This window comes from Methylobacterium sp. SD274 (assembly GCF_017355285.1).
Classification (GTDB): domain Bacteria; phylum Pseudomonadota; class Alphaproteobacteria; order Rhizobiales; family Beijerinckiaceae; genus Methylobacterium.
This window is the reverse complement of sequence record NZ_JADIJP010000029.1, coordinates 17,376-33,143: the sequence shown is the minus strand read 5'-3', so window position 1 is coordinate 33,143 and position 15,768 is coordinate 17,376. Positions and strand designations below refer to the sequence as shown.

Below are 15,768 nucleotides of genomic sequence, written 5' to 3'. Positions count from 1 at the left end.
CATTCCCGCGAAACCGTGATCGGCCTGGGCGCCGAGATCACTGTTTCGCCCCGAAGCTCGGCAACATGGCCCGCCTTCGTGCCGACGGACGAAGCCATCCGTCACGGTCGGACCCGCTCCGCCGATGACGGCCCTTCCCCAACCATGCAACAGGAAGAGACATCCATGAGCCGCACCACTCGCGCCCTGCTGGCAGCGTCCCTCGCCTTCGGTACCTCCGCCCTGGTCTCGCAGGTCAGCTTCGCCCAGGCGCCACAGAAGGCGCCGGCACCCGCCAAGGCCGCTCCAGCCCCCGCCGCTCCCGCTCAGGCCCCCGAGGCCGAGGAGCAGAAGGAGGTCGCCCTGACCCAGGCGCTGATCGACGGCCTCGTGGCCGCGCAGCCCGAACTGGCGAAACTCCCTGGCGGCAACGCGGACAAGCCCGATCCGAAGGTTCAGGCCCAGGCCGTGGCGATCGCGAAGAAGAACGGCTTTGCCAGCGTCGACGACCTGCAGGACGCGGCCGACAGCGTCGAGGCGGTGCTGGAAGGCATCGACCCCGAGACGAAGACCTATGTCGGCGTCGTGCCCCTGCTGAAGAAGCAGCTTACCGCCGTCGAGGCCGACAAGAAGATGAAGCCGAAGGACAAGGCCGCCGCGCTGAAGGACATCAACGAGGCGATCGCCGCCGGTGAGCCGAAGAAGCCGTCCGACGGCAACATCGCCCTCGTCACCCAGAACATCGACAAGCTCGGTCAGGTGGCGGGCGGCAGCCAGTAACGCCACTCGGCATGGCGGGCGACGATGCCGGGCAACCGGGATGCGATCGGGTGACCATCGTCGCCGCCGGTACGGAGCCTCGTCTCGAACGCGCATCCCAGCGAAGGGGCGCGCAACCGAAGGTCCGGCCGCGCACTTTCCACCATGACATCGCCGGCCCGGGAGCCGACGATCGCAAAGAGGCTCAAGACGAGTGACTGTACCCTCGAGGCCGGTTCCGCCGGGCGATCAGCCGGGATCGGCACGGGCTCTCCCGCCCGTCGGACCGGTCTGGAACGGTCCGGGCTTCGGCGAATTCGTCGGCATCGTCGCCCTGATGATGGCGGTGACCGCCATCTCCATCGACAACCTGCTGCCGGCCTTTCCAGCGATCCAGGCGCGGTTCTCGGTCGCCGATCCGAATGCGCTGCAGCTTCTCGTCTATGTCTACATGATCGGGTTCGGCGTGGCCCAGATCGTCTACGGGCCGGTCTCGGATGCGCTGGGGCGTCGGCGCGTGCTGCTCGGCAGCCTTGCGGTCTACGGGGCGGGCACGGCGCTCGCCATGGTCGCGCCGTCCTTCGAGTGGTTGCTGGCCGCCCGCATCATCCAGGGGATCGGGGCGGCGGGCGGGCGTGTCCTCTCCACCGCCATCGTTCGCGACCGTTATTCGGGGCGCGAAATGGCCAGCGTCATGTCGCTGATCATGATGGTGTTCCTCATCGTGCCGATGATCGCGCCTGCCATCGGCGGGGCGATGCTGCTGCTCGGCTCCTGGCACTATGTCTTCGTGTCCATGCTGGCCCTGGCCGGCATCCTCACCCTCTGGTTCTCCTGGCGCATGCCGGAGACGCTGCACGCGGAGCACCGCCGTCCGCTCTCGCTGCGCTCCATCGGTCAGGCGGTCGCCCTGACCTTTCGCACCCGCGTGGCGGTCGGCTACGCCACCGCCCTCGGGCTGCTGACCGGCTGTATCATGGGCTATGTCGGCTCGGCCCAGCAGGTCTTCGATACCGGGCTCTACCGGCTCGGTGCGCTGTTCCCGCTCGCCTTCGCCCTGGTGGCCGGCGCCATGGGGGCGGCGACCCTCGTCAATGCCCGCCTGGTGCGGCGGCTCGGGATGCGGCCGCTCTCGCATGTGGGGCTCACCCTGTTCGTGGGGGTGGCGCTGGCCCAGGTCGCAATCGGGCTCGCCTATGCCGGGCATCCGCCGCTGTGGCTGTTCCTGACGGTGCTCGCCTGCAACCAGTTCATGATCAGCTTCGCCATGCCGAACTTCAACGCGCTGGCCCTGCAGCCCCTCGGCGAGATCGCCGGCACGGCCTCGTCCTTCCTCGGTTTCTACACGACGATCCTCGGCGCTTTCTGCGGCTTCGTCATCGGCCAGGCCTTCGACGGCACCGTGCTTCCCCTCGGTATCGGCTATGCCGGACTCGGTGGCTCCGCGCTTCTCGTCGTCGCCTGGACCGAGCGCGGGCGGTTGTTCCGGGGTGGGGTGTCGGGGTGAGGAACGCACCGGTTCGACGGCGACCATAAGTTGAACTTCGAGTCTGCCACGCTTGTCGTTGATGGAAAAGCGGGCGATCCGATGAAGCCATCTATGATCGAGCAGACGAAGCTGCTCGCCAACGCGTTGGACCGGGCCTCGACGGCGTGCTTCACGGTCGGGATCGCCACGCCGGTCGCGGGCTTCCTGTACAATGTAGGAAATTTTCGAGCCCTGTCTGGGCCGTTCGAGATGATCGGCGGCGTCCTCGTTTGGATTCTCGGCGCCGGAGGCCTACATCTGGCTGCACGCCGTGTCCTGAAAGGGCTCGATCAATGAGCACCTCCTACGCGATCGCCTTCGTCTTCACGCCGTTACTCGCCGTCGGCGTCGGCTGGCTCGCAGTTCTGCTGCATGAGCGCTCGCTGGCGAAGGCGGAGCGTCGCTCCCCGGGCGAGTGAGCGCCGGCTCCAAGCTTTAACGCCGTCTTCAGCCGGTTTCGTCGGGGGGAGCGGCGCGTCGGCGAAATGTCCTTCGCTGCATAGGGGATACCTGATAGCGATGATCGGGCGATGACCGGTCCTAGACCATGACCTCCGGTAGACAGGGAGCGGCGGCGATGCCGACAAGTGCCGACCTGGGCCCCAGGATCGAGAGCTACGTTTCAACACTCGTGGAGAACGGGCGCTTCCAATCCCGTAGCGACGTGTTGCGCGAGGGCGTGCGCCTCCTGGAGGAGCGGGAGAATCGACTGGCGGCGCTCGACGCTGCCATCGAGCGCGGACTTGCCGATGCCGACGAAGGCCGGCTCAACCCGGCAAGCGAAGTCGCCGCGCGTCTGGCGACACGGTACGGCAACCGGTCGACCGTCACCGAGGCATGATCGTCGTCTGCGCCGAAACCGCCGAAGCGGATCTGGAACGGATCGGCGATTACATTTCCAGCGACAATCCGGCTCGCGCCGCCGCTTTCGTCCAGGCGTTGATCGCCTGTTGCGAACGTCTGGCCGATGCGAATGGTTTGCCTCTTGTGCGGCGATACGAGTGCAGGGGCATCCGGGTCCGGACGTATGGAAACTATCTCATGTTCTATCGTGTCGGTGCCGCGACGATCGACATCGTCCACATCCTGCATGGCGCCCAGGATTACGGGCCGATCTTGTTCCCCTCTCCATAGCCATGTCCGATTCGCCTGTTTCCCCAGGTGAATGAGCCCGGTTGACACCCCTTAACGCCGTCTTCAGCCGGTCTCACGCATTCTCCCGATCTCGATGGGTCAGGGACGGAGTTCGCGCGTGTTCGGTCGGAGCCAGGACGGAATCCTCCTTGCGTCGCGCCTGTTGCTGGCGGCGGCGCTGCTGCCCACCGGCATCGCGCGTGCGCTCAACGTCTCGGGCTTCGCGCTGGCGCTGGCCGGGGCCGGGATGCCGTCTCCCAACGCCGTCGCCACGGCGGCCGTGGTGGTTCAGGTCTTCGGGCCGCTGGCGCTGATCCTCGGCGTCCTGCCGCGTATCACCGGTTTCGCCCTGGCGGGGTTCGCGGTGGCGATGGCGGTGCTGCTGCACGGGTTCTGGGCCTATTCCGGCGCGGCGGCGATGACCGAGCGCACCCTGTTCCTGGCCGATCTCGGCCTGGCCGGTGGCTTCCTGATCTATGCCCTCACCGGTCCGGGGGCTTGGAGCTGGCAGGGTTGGCGCCAATCCAGCCGCGAAGCGCCCGTGCGCGCGCCTGCCCGGCCGCAATCCGCCAATGCCAACGCGAAATCCGCGAAGGGACCGAAGCGCAGCCCCGCCCGGCCGTCGAGCCGCGCGGCGGCCTAAACGCCCTTCGACGCGAGACGCTGACCCGACACCTCCGCGCCCGCATCCGGCTTCAGCCGCAGGAAGGCGAAGAGGGAAGCGGACGAGATCAGCGCGACGGTGAGGAAGGCGGGCGAGAAATCGCCGGCCTCGATGGTTGTGCGGCCATGCTGCGCGGCGGCCGTCTCCAGGGCCAGGGCTCCGATGGAGACGCCGAGGCTGAGGGACAATTGCTGCGCCACGCTTGCCAGGCTCGTCGCCGAACTCATCTCCCGCTTGTCGAGATCGGCATACGCGATGGCGTTGACGCAGGTGAATTGCAGCGACCTGACGCAGCCGCCGACCAGCAGGATGCCGATGATGAGCCAATGCGGCGTCTGCGCCGTGAACAGGCCGTTCACCGCGAGGAAGCAAGAGGCGACGACGGCGTTGAACAGCATCACCCGGCGGAAGCCGTAGGCGCGCAGGATGCGCGGCCCGATGATCTTGATGAGGAGCGCGCCCGCCGCCGCGGCGAAGGTGAGAAGGCCCGATTGCAGCGGATCGAGGCCGAAGCCGATCTGCAGCATCAGCGGCAGCAGGAACGGGATCGCCCCGGTGCCGATGCGGAACAGGCTGCCGCCCGTCACCGCCGCCCGGAAGGTCGGGTATCTCAGCAGATCGAGGCGGATCACCGGATGCTCGACCCGGCGGGAATGGGCGAGGTAGAGCGCGAGCAGGATCGCGCCGCCGCCGAGGCAGCCCCAGGACACGTAATCCGGCAGGAGATGACGCCCGAGGGAGGCGAGGCCGAGCATCAAGGTGGCGAGGCCGGCTCCCGAGAGCAGGAAGCCGAGGACGTCGAGGGGTGGCCGGGACGGCTCGCGGATGTTCTCGAAATAGATCGTGGACAGCACGATTCCGGCCAGGCCGATCGGGATGTTGATGAAGAAGATCCAGCGCCAATCGAGGTAGGTTGTGATCAACCCGCCGAGCGGCGGCCCCATGATCGGGCCGATCAGGGCCGGGATCGTCAGGTAGGCGAGGGCGCTGACGAGTTCGCTCTTCGGCACCGCCCGGAGGATGACGAGACGGCCGACCGGCACCATCATCGCCCCGCCAATGCCCTGGAACGCGCGCGCGGCGACGAAGGCGCCGAGCGAATCGGACGCGGCGCAGGCCAGCGACCCCGCCATGAACACCACGAGGGCGGCGCGAAAGATCGTGCGCGCGCCATAGCGGTCGGCCATCCAGCCGCTGATTGGGATGAAGATCGCGAGGCTGACGAGATACGCCGTGAGCGCGAGCTTCAGGGCGATCGGATCCTCGCCGAGGCTGCGGGCGATGGCCGGCAGGGCCGTGGCGATCACCGTGGAATCGGTGTTCTCCATGAACAGGGCCGTTGCAACGACGAGGGGGACGATTTGGGATGGGCGCATGGGGATCGCGTAGGTAGCGCGGCTAAGGCTGCCCGGTTCCGTCACGGCGTCGAGGGGGGCGCAACTCGGCTCTCGAACGAACATGCACACAAATGATGGTGGCTGTGGATGAGGCGTGCGGTGTCGCACGTGGTGGACGACCGTGACCCACGAGCCACAGGTGCGGGCTTCAAGTCGTCAGGCCGGCATGGCCGGCTTTCGGGGGCGTCGATACGGCCTTAAGCTCAGCAACAATTCGGCTGTCTCGTATCACGTCGGTCGAGCGAGCCACCGCCGCCATTTTGCGCGAAAGATATTGAATGCCCTCGCGGTTCGAAACCTGTCGACGCTCGCCCCTCATCGGTGGGGCTCTGGGCCTGCTGCTCATGGTCGCCGGTTGCGGCACCGTCATTCTCAATGAAAGCGGGTCGCTCACCCGCTACGACCGCCTCAATGGAAGCACCGAAGTGGCGACCGGGGCGAAACTCTATGCAGATCAGCCGACCCTCGCGGCGACGCGGACGGTCCGCATCATCCCGGCGGCGTTTCCGGAATCGATCTCCGGCCCCGGTCTCAACAGCGTCGAGCGCCGCCTGATCGCCAACGCGGCCGACCGTGCGCTCTGCTACGAGTTGTCGCTGCGCTACGACGTGGTCTCCACCAAGAAGGCCGATCTCACGATCCGGTCCGCCGTCACCCGTGTGGAACTCACCAACGTCCCGGCCGCCGGCGCGACCATCGCCACCTCGGCGGGAATCACCGTCGCGTCCCAGCTCGGCGTCGGTTTCGCCACTGCTGTCGGCCGCGTGCCGATCCCGCGTATTCCCATCGGCCTCGGCAGCATCACCATCGAGGCCGAAGCCCTCGACAGCCGTCACCAGCAGCGGGCGGCGATGATCTGGGGTGGCGGCGCCAACGCCTTCACCAACCAGGCCCGCTTCTCGGCGGCCGGGGACGCCTACGATCTGGCGGGTGAATTCGGCCAGGATTTCGGGACGCTCCTCGTGACCGGACGCGACCCGTTCAAGGAGCCGCTGTCGATCCCGAGCTGGAATCGTATCCGCATCACCACCCTCGGCGAGGCTCCGCTCGATCCGGATTGCGAGCAGTTCGGCCGCGCGCCCGGCATCGACGGTATGGTCGGCGACTATATCGGCCTGCCGCCGGAATGGACCGACAAGGGCCCCCGCGACCCGATCAACTGAGTTTTCCATTGCGATGCCGCGATCCTGCCTTTGCGCAGGGTCCGGCCCCATGATACTGCGCCGTGCCAACGCATTCGGCGCCGACAGCTGTTTCCAGTCCGGCGCCTCTCACCGTTTCGGGAGTTGGCACATGGCTCGTATCACCGCGGATTCCATCATCGAGGGCCTGACCTTCGACGACGTGCTTCTCCGCCCCGCCGCATCCTCGGTGATGCCCACCGAGGTCAGCATCGCGTCGCGGCTGACCCGCTCGATCCACCTCAACATGCCGATCCTGGCCTCGGCCATGGACACCGTCACCGAGGCGCCCATGGCCATCGCCATGGCCCAGAACGGCGGCATGGGCGTGATCCACCGCAATCTCGAGCCGGCCGAGCAGGCCGAGCAGGTCCGCCTCGTCAAGAAGTACGAATCGGGCATGGTGCTCAACCCGATCACCATCCATCCCGACGAGACCCTGGCGGACGCGTTCTCGCTGATGAAGCAGAACCGCATCTCCGGCATTCCGGTGGTGGAGCGCGGCCCCAACGGCTCGCGCGGCAAGCTCGTCGGCATCCTCACCAACCGCGACGTGCGCTTCGCGACGAACCCCTCCGAGACCGTCGCCGAGCTGATGACCCGCGACCGGCTCATCACCGTGCGCGAGGGCGTGAACCAGGAGGAGGCCAAGCGCCTGCTCCACCAGTTCCGCATCGAGAAGCTTCTCGTGGTCGACGACCATTACCGCTGCATCGGCCTGATCACGGTGAAGGACATCGAGAAGCAGGTGGCCTATCCGGGCGCGGTGAAGGACGAGCAGGGCCGCCTCCGGGTCGCCGCCGCCACCACCACCGGCGATAACGGTTTCGAGCGGGCCGAGCGTCTCATCGATGCAGGCTGCGACGTGATCGTGGTTGACACCGCCCACGGTCATTCGATCAAGGTGCTCGACGCCGTGCGCCGGGTGAAGCAACTCTCCAACACCGTGCAGATCGTGGCCGGCAACGTCGCCACCCGCGACGGCGCCCAGGCGCTCATCGATGCCGGTGCGGATGCGATCAAGGTCGGTATCGGCCCGGGTTCGATCTGCACCACCCGCATCGTGGCCGGCGTCGGCGTGCCCCAACTCACCGCTCTGATGGAAGCGGTAGAGGCGGCCGACCGCGCCGACGTGCCGGTCATCGCCGATGGCGGCATCAAGTTTTCGGGCGATCTCGCCAAGGCGATCGCGGCCGGCGCGTCGGTGGCGATGCTGGGCTCGCTGCTCGCCGGAACCGACGAGGCGCCGGGGGAGGTGTTCCTGCATCAGGGCCGCTCCTACAAGAGCTACCGGGGCATGGGATCGGTGGGCGCCATGGCGCGCGGCTCGGCCGACCGCTACTTCCAGGCCGAGGTCAGCGACACCCACAAGCTCGTCCCCGAGGGGATCGAAGGTCAGGTGCCCTACAAGGGCCCGGTGGCGGCGGTGCTGCACCAGCTCGCCGGCGGCCTGCGTGCGGCCATGGGCTATGTCGGCGCGCCGACCATCCCCGAGTTCCAGGACAAGGCGCAGTTCGTCCGCATCACCAATGCGGGCCTGCGCGAGAGCCACGTCCACGACGTGACCATCACCCGCGAAAGCCCGAACTACCCCAGCCGCGCCTGACCGCGATACGCAGTCCGATCCGTCCCGTCGCCCGGCTTTGGCCGGTCCCGGCGCGGATCGGACTGGCACTCGGCCTCGATGGCGTGCTGATCGGGTCAGACGCATGGCCGAGTGTCGCGCGCCTCATCCCCCGATGGTCCAACCCGTTTAAACCGCCCGCCATCGTCCTCCCCTGCGACGGTCCGCTTGCCGCCCTCGGCCGGTGATGCGGACCAACAGGCTTCATCATGACCGTCCAGGCCATCCTCGCCCCCGTCTTCGCGCAGGTTCTGCTGATCTTCGTGCTGATGTTTTGGCTCGGCCGCGTGCGCCTGGCGGAGGTCAGGGCCGGCTCGGTGAAGGCCGGCGAGGTCTCGATGGGCCAGCGCAACTGGCCGCCCCGCGCGCAGCAGGCAGCCAATGCGTTCTCGAACCAGTTCGAGCTGCCGGTGCTGTTCTTCGCACTGGTGCCGCTGGCCCTCTACACGAAGAAGGCCGATCTTCTCTTCGTGGTCCTGGCCTGGATCTTCGTCGCGTCCCGCGCCATTCATGCGGGCGTCTACGTCACCTCGAACCACGTCCCCTACCGCTTCCAGGCCTACACGCTCGGGGCGCTGGTGCTTTTGGTGATGTGGATCGTCTTCGCGGTGCGCGTCTTCCTCGCTCCGATCGGGGTCTGAGGTTCGGAATTTCCGTTCACGCCTGGAAAGTCGCCGCCCTCGTCCGGTAAAGAGGGAGACTTATCGAGGTTGAGGATCGTTCCATGCGCGTGCTCGTCGTCGGCGCCGGTGCAACCGGCGGATATTTCGGAGCGCGCCTCGTCGAGGCGGGCAAGGACGTCACCTTCCTCGTGCGGCCGGCCCGGGCCGAGGCTCTGGCCGCGTCGGGGCTCCGGGTGAAAAGCCCGGTGGGCGACGTCCACATCGCCGAACCGGCGACGCTCACGGCCGCCGATCTCGCGGCGGGGAAGGGCGGTGGCTTCGATCTCGTCCTCCTCAGCTGCAAGGCCTACGACCTCGACGCCGCCATCGCCGACGTGGCACCGGCCGTCGGTCCCACGACGCTTGTGCTGCCCGTCCTCAACGGCTTGCGCCATCTCGACATCCTCGACGCCGCTTTCGGGCCGGAGCGGGTTCTCGGCGGCTCCTGCGCCATCGCGGCGACGGTGACGGCGGATGGCGAGATCCGCATGATGAGCCCGCTCCATAGCCTCACCTATGGCGAGCGGGCCGGCGGCCGTTCCGAGCGGGTGGAGCGGATCGAAGCCTTGATGCAGGGCGTCGCGTTCCAGGCCCGTCTGAGCGAGGCGATGGTTCTTGAAATGTGGGAGAAGTGGACGTTCCTGGCGACCCTCGCCGGGGCGACCTGCCTGATGCGGTCGACGGTCGGCGACATCGTCGCCGCGCCGGGCGGTCTCGCCTTCATCGAGGCGTTGATGGAGGAATGCCGTGGGATCGCCGAGGATGCCGGATATGCGCCACGGGACAAGGTGATGCGGAACACGCAGGCGACGCTGACCGCGCAGGGGTCGGCCTTCACCGCCTCGATGCTGCGTGACATCGAAAACCAGGCGCGGATCGAGGCCGATCACATCATCGGCGATCTCATCTCCCGCGGGCGAGAGGGCGCGCACCCGATGCTCGACCGGGTCTACACGCATCTGAAGGCCTACGAGAACCGCCGCGCCCGTGAGGCGTCCTGAGCGGCGGCCCCGAAAGTCGGTCGCTCAGTAGCGCGGGGCCGGCGGCGGCGGGGGTGGGTTGCCGTATTCCAGCTGAGTTTTTGCATCGTAGGGGCGCTGGGGCGGAGGCGTCAGATCGACGGCGGGGGCGGTGGAGCAGGCGGCGACGCTCGTGAGGACGATGCCCGCGAGGGTCAGGGGAATGATGGGCGACATGACGATTGCGAAGCTCCGTACGTTGACGCAGTGGGCTCTGGCGCAGCAAGGCCACGAGACAGATCCGCCACCCTGCCTGTCTGAGGGCTGATCTCGCCGGAAGCTCGGCTGTAATGTGTCCAACCCCGGCTCAAAGCGTGACCGTATCGCGGCGACGATCGACCGCGGTCACCCTTCCCTAACCTCGAGGATTTCGTCCTGACCCCTCCCGCCCGTCTCTCCGCCGCCATCGAAGTGCTCGCCGACATTGCTGGGCGACGCCGTCCGGCCGCGGATGCCCTCAAGGATTGGGGCCTCGCCCATCGTTTCGCCGGTTCCGGCGACCGCGCGGCCATCGCGAGCCTCGTCTACGACGCCCTGCGCCGCCGGGCTTCATCCGCCTGGATCATGGGGGACGAGGCCCCGCGCGCCATCCTCATCGGCATGCTGCGGCTGCAGCACGGACTCGCGGCGCCCACCATCGGCGAGCTGTTCTCCGGCGAGCGCTTCGCGCCCGACCCCCTGACCGATGTCGAACGCACGGCCATCGCCGAGGGCTCGCTCGCCGATGCACCGCCCCATGTGGCCGGAGACGTTCCCGACTGGATCCTGCCCTCGCTCAGCCACCTGTTCGGCGAGACCCTTCTCGATGAGCTGCGCGCGCTGGCCCGCCGCGCGCCCCTCGATATCCGGATCAACACCCTCAAGCGCGATCGCGAGACGGCCCTGGCCGGGCTCGCGCATCTGTCACCGGCGGTGACGCCGCATGCCCCGAATGGCCTGCGCATTCCCATCGGTGAGGATGGTCGCGGTCCCGCCCTGCATGTTGAGCCGGAATTCCTCGACGGCTGGTACGAGATTCAGGACGAGGGCTCCCAAATCGCCGGCGCCCTGAGCGGCGCGCGCGCCGGCGAGACCGTGGTCGATCTCTGCGCGGGCGGCGGCGGCAAGACCCTCGCGCTCGCGGCGATGATGGGCAATGGCGGACGGCTCATCGCCACCGACGACGACCCACGCCGGCTCGCCCCGATCCATGATCGGCTGCGCCGGTCGGGTGCCGAGGCCGAGATCCGCACCCCGCGCGCCGGACGCGCGCGGGCCGATGTGCTCGGCGACCTCGACGGTACCGTGGACCGGGTGGTGGTCGACGCGCCCTGCACCGGTTCGGGGACATGGAGGCGCAACCCCGACGCCAAGTGGCGGCTGCGCCCCGGCTCCCTCAGTGCGCGTGTCACCGACCAGGCCGAGGTGCTCGACCGGGCCTCGCGCCTGGTGCGGCCGGGCGGGCGGATCACCTACATCACCTGCTCCCTGCTGCGGGAGGAGAACGACGCGTCCATCGACGGTATCCTCGCACGGGCCAATGGCGGGCTGACGATCCTGCCGGCCGAGCGGGTGGCTGCCGAGCATGCGCCGGGCCTCGCAGGGGTAGTGCGGTTCACCGAGCACGGCCTGCAGATGAGCCCGGCCCTCACGGGCACGGACGGCTTCTACGTCGCCACCCTGGAACGGCGCGGCTGATGCGCCTCGACCGCCGGACTTCCTCGCCGGGCGGCCGACGACACCGTCGCCATCGTGGCTTCCTCCGGGCGTGAAAGCCGCTGGAATGGCTCTGAGAGCGAGCCATTCCAGCGGCGCCTTCGCGCCACCGAGTCGATGGCGCGAAGGTCGGTGCTCAGAAGCAGCGGCGCGTACGCACCATCGTCACCCGGCCATACGGACCCCGACGCTTCGTCACGACCGTCCGGCAACGGGGGCCCCTGACGACGGTGCGCGACACGACCCGCGCCTGCTCGATCGCGGTGGCGGGGGCGGAAAGGGTCATGCCGGCGAGCGGTAGAGCCGATGCCGAGCCGATGCCGGCGAGGGTGATGGCTGCCAATCCGAAGAGGGTTGCTCTCATTGCGTAAGCTCCTGTCTGTTGGAAGGGCGGGATGAATCGCGCAGATTGTGTGAATCCTTTGTTAATTATCCCGCCTTCCGTCCTTCGCTAGGCAGAGGCCACGCCCGATGCATGTGGGCGACGTGTGCCCTGCGGACGCTGCGCGTTGCACCATGGCGGGGCCTCGTCTAACTCCGATCCATGAATACCGACCACGACAAGATCCTCATCGTCGATTTCGGCAGCCAGGTGACCCAGCTCATCGCACGGCGCGTGCGTGAGGAGGGGGTCTATTGCGAGATCGTCCCCTTCACCAAGGCGGCTGAGGCCTTCGCCGAATCGAAGCCGAAGGGCGTGATCCTCTCCGGCGGCCCCGAATCGGTGACGACCGAGGCCTCGCCCCGCACGCCCCAGGTGGTGTTCGATTCGGGCGTGCCGGTCTTCGGCATTTGCTACGGCCAGCAGACCATGGCGGCCCAGCTCGGCGGCGAGGTCGAGGGCGGGCACCATGCCGAGTTCGGCCGCGCCGAGATCGAGATCATTTCGGACTGTCCCCTGTTTAAGGGCGTCTGGCATGTGGGCGAGCATTATCCGGTCTGGATGAGCCACGGCGACCGGGTGACCAAGCTCCCCGACGGTTTCACCACCGTCGCCCTGTCGAAGAACGCGCCCTTCGCGGCGGTGGCCGACGAGTCGCGCAACTACTACGCGGTCCAGTTCCACCCGGAGGTGGCCCATACCCCGCACGGCGCCCTGCTGATCCGCAACTTCGTGCGCGACATCGCCGGCTGCACCGGTGACTGGACCATGGGCGCCTATCGCGAGGAGGCCATCGCCAAGATCCGCGAGCAGGTCGGCAAGGAGCGGGTGATCTGCGGCCTGTCGGGCGGCGTCGATTCCTCGGTCGCGGCGGTGCTGATCCACGAGGCGATCGGCGACCAGCTGACCTGCGTCTTCGTCGATCACGGCCTGCTCCGCATGGGCGAGGCCGATGAGGTCGTGCGGCTGTTCCGCGACCATTACAACATCCCCCTGGTCCATGTTCAGGCGCAGGAGCTGTTCCTCGGCGAGCTCGAAGGCGTCAGCGACCCGGAGATCAAGCGCAAGACCATCGGCCGCCTGTTCATCGACGTGTTCGACGAGGAGGCGAAGAAGATCGGCGGCGCGGCGTTCCTCGCCCAGGGGACGCTCTACCCCGACGTGATCGAGAGCGTGTCCTTCACCGGCGGCCCCTCGGTGACGATCAAGAGCCACCACAATGTCGGCGGCCTGCCCGAGCGCATGAACATGCAACTCGTCGAGCCCCTGCGCGAGTTGTTCAAGGACGAGGTCCGGGTGCTCGGCAAGGAGCTCGGCCTGCCCGAGGCTTTCGTCGGCCGCCACCCGTTCCCCGGCCCCGGCCTCGCCATCCGCTGCCCCGGCACCATCACGGCCGAGAAGCTGGAGGCTTTGCGGAAAGCCGACGCGATCTATCTCGACGAGATCCGCAAGGCCGGCCTCTACGACACGATCTGGCAGGCCTTCGCGGTGATCCTGCCGGTGAAGACCGTGGGCGTGATGGGCGACGGCCGCACCTACGACCATGTCTGCGCTCTCCGCGCGGTCACCTCGGTCGACGGCATGACGGCGGATTTCTACCCCTTCGACATGGCCTTCCTCGGCCGCGTCGCCACCCGCATCATCAACGAGGTGAAGGGCATCAACCGGGTGACCTACGACATCACCTCGAAGCCGCCCGGCACGATCGAGTGGGAGTGATTTCGGGCGTCGCCGACGTTGCGCCGGATCACCCCACGACACGCTGATAGAGTGGGATAGAATTCGCCGTTCCGTACCCTTCGGGATCCCGGCGCCGCATCAGATCGATCCGCGCATAGGATTGAGGATTTCGACTCCGGCGAAATCCTTTTCGTTGTCGGTGACGACCACGCAGTCATTCGCACCGGCGATTGCGGCGATGATCATGTCGAGCCCGCTGCGCGGGTTGCCGGCCGCTTTCCCCGCCGCCATCAGCTGTGCCCAGATCAGGCCTGCTTTGTCGTCGAACGAGAGGACACGGCCCGTAAACAGCGCTTGGGGTCCTTCCGGTACGGAGAACCATCTCTCGAGCGCCTCGCGCTTTTTCCCCCGTGGCTTCTCCAAAATCCCGCGACGGATTTCAGCGACGGTCAATGACGCAATGAACAGGTCCTCATCGCGCTGAGTCGACATCCACGCCAGAAGTGAGTCCGACGGCTGCGGCTTGACGACGTTGCTGATGATGTTGGTGTCCAAGAGATAGCGCGTCACAAGTCGACCTTGCGTCCCTCTTCACGGGGGCGGGAAAGATCGAGTTCCGCAGTCACCAGCGGCGAACGCCGCAACGCAGCGAGGATGCCGCCCGGTTTGGGCGGAGCGCCAGCGATCGACTGGCTGACGGTCGCACGAAGCTCCGAGGCTTCGGGCGTGTCTTCGGACAGGCGTCTGGCGAGCGACCGGATGAGGTCGCGATCGGTATCTCGGCCGAGCACTTCGAAACGCGCGAGGCCACGCTCGCCAAGGCGAGAGCGATAATTCCGGATGGCGCGATTCTGCGAACTTCCCATGATCGGCTCCAGATGTATCCAGTAATATAGCCAGTGCGGCCGAGGGCAGCAAGGTCGCGTGGTCGGCAAAGGGGCGGTTGGGGTCCATCGGACATCCGTCCGACTCGACACCGGGCGCCGGCGTGGCATCTCTTGCCCCCTGAAGGCCCGCCTTCCCATGAGGCCGTCGATGATGGCCCGGTCTGTCGGCGTCGTCATCGTGCCGGAGTGGATGATGATAGCATTGAAGCTGGTCTGGATTCTGTTGGCGCTCACCTATGCTGTGAGCGAAAGCAGGGCCGAGCCGGTCGCGGGTCCATCGTCTCCCGGGGGCGGGACCATGCTGGGCGCCGTGGCGCTCGACGACATTCCCGTCTCGACCGTGCCCCTCGGCGGCTTTCCCTATTTCGCGCTGCCCGCCGGCTACCAGCCGGTGAACCCGCCCGAGACGCGCGAATTCGGGCATTTTCCGTTCTGGACGGGCACCGCGCTCCACGACGTCGACGGCAAGGTCTTCCTGTCCCTCATCGGCGCCGAGGACGGCAAGACCTACTCGTCCTATGAGCTGAAGAAGAACATCGAGGCCGTGCTGACGCAGGCCGGTGCTCGAAAGCTCACCGACAGCCAGATGCCCACCTCAGTGACCGATACCCTGCCGGAGGAGGTCAAGATGGGCATGTATGAAGGCCTCGGTAACGTCTACTCCGAACGGACGCAGACATGGGTGATCCGCCGCCCGGACCGGCAGATCTGGGTGCATTTCGTGCCCGGCAGCAACAACGCGAGTTGGACCATCCTCGAGACGAAGCCTTTCGCCCAGACCGCGGGCCTGCTGCCCGCAGACCAATTGAAACAGGACATCGACAAGACCGGGCGGGCGGTGATCCATGTCAATTTCGCCACCGACAAGACCGCGATCCTGCCGGATTCCGCGGCTCAGATCGAAGCGGTGACGAGCCTGCTGAAGACGAATCCCGGTCTCAAGCTGGCGATCAACGGCTACACCGACGAGACCGGGTCCGCCGGGCACAACCAGTCGCTCTCCGATGGCCGCGCCAGGGCGGTCATGGCCAGGCTCATCGCGTCGGGCGTCGCGAAGGAGAGGCTGAGAGCCAAGGGCTTCGGGGCCGCCAGCCCGGTCGCCTCCAATGGCAGCGAGGAGGGCAGGGCGAAGAACCGGCGCGTGGAACTGGTGAAGTTCTGACACGGAGACGTGCGA

19 protein-coding genes are annotated in these 15,768 nt (G+C 67.4%); 14 read left to right on the top strand and 5 right to left on the bottom strand.

Annotated elements, in window-relative coordinates:
• Positions 1-165 precede the first annotated feature (165 nt).
• From IPV08_RS20195 to IPV08_RS20170, 7 genes are all read left to right on the top strand, one after another.
• The gene (locus IPV08_RS20195) at positions 166-759 is read left to right on the top strand and encodes a hypothetical protein (protein ID WP_056432306.1); all 594 of its coding nucleotides are present in this window, start codon (positions 166-168) and stop codon (positions 757-759) included.
• Positions 760-1,075: 316 nt separating this feature from the next.
• On the top strand, positions 1,076-2,245 hold the full coding sequence (locus IPV08_RS20190) for a multidrug effflux MFS transporter (RefSeq protein ID WP_246748089.1): 1,170 nt from the start codon (positions 1,076-1,078) through the stop codon (positions 2,243-2,245).
• 30 nt (positions 2,246-2,275) lie between these two features.
• Positions 2,276-2,563 (top strand): hypothetical protein, encoded by a 288-nt coding sequence (locus IPV08_RS20185; protein WP_246748087.1) that lies wholly within the window; start codon positions 2,276-2,278, stop codon positions 2,561-2,563.
• Entirely contained in the window at positions 2,560-2,685 is a 126-nt protein-coding gene (locus tag IPV08_RS24970) for a hypothetical protein (protein ID WP_280136575.1), read from the top strand. Before IPV08_RS20185 ends, IPV08_RS24970 begins: the two co-directional genes overlap by 4 nt.
• Positions 2,686-2,843: 158 nt before the next feature.
• Complete coding sequence (locus IPV08_RS20180; RefSeq protein ID WP_207413206.1) at positions 2,844-3,107, top strand: type II toxin-antitoxin system ParD family antitoxin; 264 nt, start codon at positions 2,844-2,846, stop codon at positions 3,105-3,107.
• On the top strand, positions 3,104-3,400 hold the full coding sequence (locus IPV08_RS20175; protein ID WP_207413204.1) for a type II toxin-antitoxin system RelE/ParE family toxin: 297 nt from the start codon (positions 3,104-3,106) through the stop codon (positions 3,398-3,400). Before IPV08_RS20180 ends, IPV08_RS20175 begins: the two co-directional genes overlap by 4 nt.
• 118 nt (positions 3,401-3,518) lie before the next feature.
• Entirely contained in the window at positions 3,519-4,043 is a 525-nt protein-coding gene (locus IPV08_RS20170) for a DoxX family membrane protein (protein ID WP_207413202.1), read from the top strand.
• Here the strand turns inward: IPV08_RS20170 and IPV08_RS20165 are convergent.
• Positions 4,040-5,440 carry a DHA2 family efflux MFS transporter permease subunit gene (locus tag IPV08_RS20165; protein ID WP_207413200.1) on the bottom strand — a complete coding sequence of 467 codons (1,401 nt, stop codon included), beginning with the start codon at positions 5,438-5,440 and terminating at the stop codon, positions 4,040-4,042. The two genes, IPV08_RS20170 and IPV08_RS20165, sit on opposite strands and share 4 nt — an antisense overlap.
• A 299-nt stretch (positions 5,441-5,739) precedes the next feature.
• On the opposite strand from IPV08_RS20165, the gene IPV08_RS20160 reads away from it, so the two are divergent.
• From IPV08_RS20160 to panE, 4 genes are all read left to right on the top strand, one after another.
• Entirely contained in the window at positions 5,740-6,624 is an 885-nt protein-coding gene (locus IPV08_RS20160) for a DUF3313 domain-containing protein (protein ID WP_207413198.1), read from the top strand.
• 130 nt (positions 6,625-6,754) lie between these two features.
• Positions 6,755-8,248 (top strand): IMP dehydrogenase, encoded by a 1,494-nt coding sequence (guaB, locus tag IPV08_RS20155; RefSeq protein WP_056432325.1) that lies wholly within the window; start codon positions 6,755-6,757, stop codon positions 8,246-8,248.
• 227 nt (positions 8,249-8,475) lie between these two features.
• The gene (locus IPV08_RS20150; protein WP_207413196.1) at positions 8,476-8,907 is read left to right on the top strand and encodes an MAPEG family protein; all 432 of its coding nucleotides are present in this window, start codon (positions 8,476-8,478) and stop codon (positions 8,905-8,907) included.
• An 83-nt stretch (positions 8,908-8,990) separates the two neighbouring features.
• On the top strand, positions 8,991-9,929 hold the full coding sequence (panE, locus tag IPV08_RS20145; protein ID WP_056432332.1) for a 2-dehydropantoate 2-reductase: 939 nt from the start codon (positions 8,991-8,993) through the stop codon (positions 9,927-9,929).
• 24 nt (positions 9,930-9,953) lie between these two features.
• Here panE and IPV08_RS20140 read toward each other — a convergent pair whose 3' ends face one another.
• On the bottom strand, positions 9,954-10,124 hold the full coding sequence (locus IPV08_RS20140) for a hypothetical protein (protein ID WP_207413194.1): 171 nt from the start codon (positions 10,122-10,124) through the stop codon (positions 9,954-9,956).
• Between the two features lie 198 nt (positions 10,125-10,322).
• On the opposite strand from IPV08_RS20140, the gene IPV08_RS20135 reads away from it, so the two are divergent.
• A complete protein-coding gene (locus IPV08_RS20135) occupies positions 10,323-11,624 on the top strand; it encodes an RsmB/NOP family class I SAM-dependent RNA methyltransferase (RefSeq protein ID WP_207413235.1) in 1,302 nt (433 codons plus the stop codon).
• Between the two features lie 154 nt (positions 11,625-11,778).
• On the opposite strand, the gene IPV08_RS20130 is transcribed toward IPV08_RS20135, so the two are convergent.
• Positions 11,779-12,006 (bottom strand): hypothetical protein, encoded by a 228-nt coding sequence (locus IPV08_RS20130; RefSeq protein WP_056432338.1) that lies wholly within the window; start codon positions 12,004-12,006, stop codon positions 11,779-11,781.
• Positions 12,007-12,186: 180 nt separating this feature from the next.
• Between IPV08_RS20130 and guaA the strand changes: the two genes are divergently transcribed.
• Positions 12,187-13,743 (top strand): glutamine-hydrolyzing GMP synthase, encoded by a 1,557-nt coding sequence (guaA, locus tag IPV08_RS20125; protein ID WP_056432343.1) that lies wholly within the window; start codon positions 12,187-12,189, stop codon positions 13,741-13,743.
• Positions 13,744-13,842: 99 nt separating this feature from the next.
• Here guaA and IPV08_RS20120 read toward each other — a convergent pair whose 3' ends face one another.
• Positions 13,843-14,274, bottom strand: a complete 432-nt coding sequence (locus IPV08_RS20120; protein WP_207413192.1) for a PIN domain-containing protein — start codon at positions 14,272-14,274, stop codon at positions 13,843-13,845.
• Positions 14,271-14,570: a hypothetical protein gene (locus IPV08_RS20115; protein WP_207413190.1), complete on the bottom strand. Its 300-nt coding sequence runs from the start codon at positions 14,568-14,570 to the stop codon at positions 14,271-14,273. Before IPV08_RS20115 ends, IPV08_RS20120 begins: the two co-directional genes overlap by 4 nt.
• A 169-nt stretch (positions 14,571-14,739) precedes the next feature.
• Between IPV08_RS20115 and IPV08_RS20110 the strand changes: the two genes are divergently transcribed.
• Positions 14,740-15,753, top strand: a complete 1,014-nt coding sequence (locus IPV08_RS20110; RefSeq protein WP_246748085.1) for an OmpA family protein — start codon at positions 14,740-14,742, stop codon at positions 15,751-15,753.
• The last annotated feature ends 15 nt before the right edge of the window (positions 15,754-15,768 follow it).

Coding starts and splice junctions, on each gene's coding strand:
- IPV08_RS20195 (WP_056432306.1), top strand. CDS start 166: ATGAGCCGCACCACTCGCGCCCTGCTGGCAGCGTCCCTCGCCTTCGGT.
- IPV08_RS20190 (WP_246748089.1), top strand. CDS start 1,076: ATGATGGCGGTGACCGCCATCTCCATCGACAACCTGCTGCCGGCCTTT.
- IPV08_RS24970 (WP_280136575.1), top strand. CDS start 2,560: ATGAGCACCTCCTACGCGATCGCCTTCGTCTTCACGCCGTTACTCGCC.
- IPV08_RS20180 (WP_207413206.1), top strand. CDS start 2,844: ATGCCGACAAGTGCCGACCTGGGCCCCAGGATCGAGAGCTACGTTTCA.
- IPV08_RS20175 (WP_207413204.1), top strand. CDS start 3,104: ATGATCGTCGTCTGCGCCGAAACCGCCGAAGCGGATCTGGAACGGATC.
- IPV08_RS20165 (WP_207413200.1), bottom strand. CDS start 5,440: ATGCGCCCATCCCAAATCGTCCCCCTCGTCGTTGCAACGGCCCTGTTC.
- IPV08_RS20160 (WP_207413198.1), top strand. CDS start 5,740: ATGCCCTCGCGGTTCGAAACCTGTCGACGCTCGCCCCTCATCGGTGGG.
- guaB (WP_056432325.1), top strand. CDS start 6,755: ATGGCTCGTATCACCGCGGATTCCATCATCGAGGGCCTGACCTTCGAC.
- IPV08_RS20150 (WP_207413196.1), top strand. CDS start 8,476: ATGACCGTCCAGGCCATCCTCGCCCCCGTCTTCGCGCAGGTTCTGCTG.
- panE (WP_056432332.1), top strand. CDS start 8,991: ATGCGCGTGCTCGTCGTCGGCGCCGGTGCAACCGGCGGATATTTCGGA.
- IPV08_RS20140 (WP_207413194.1), bottom strand. CDS start 10,124: ATGTCGCCCATCATTCCCCTGACCCTCGCGGGCATCGTCCTCACGAGC.
- IPV08_RS20130 (WP_056432338.1), bottom strand. CDS start 12,006: ATGAGAGCAACCCTCTTCGGATTGGCAGCCATCACCCTCGCCGGCATC.
- guaA (WP_056432343.1), top strand. CDS start 12,187: ATGAATACCGACCACGACAAGATCCTCATCGTCGATTTCGGCAGCCAG.
- IPV08_RS20115 (WP_207413190.1), bottom strand. CDS start 14,570: ATGGGAAGTTCGCAGAATCGCGCCATCCGGAATTATCGCTCTCGCCTT.
- IPV08_RS20110 (WP_246748085.1), top strand. CDS start 14,740: ATGATGGCCCGGTCTGTCGGCGTCGTCATCGTGCCGGAGTGGATGATG.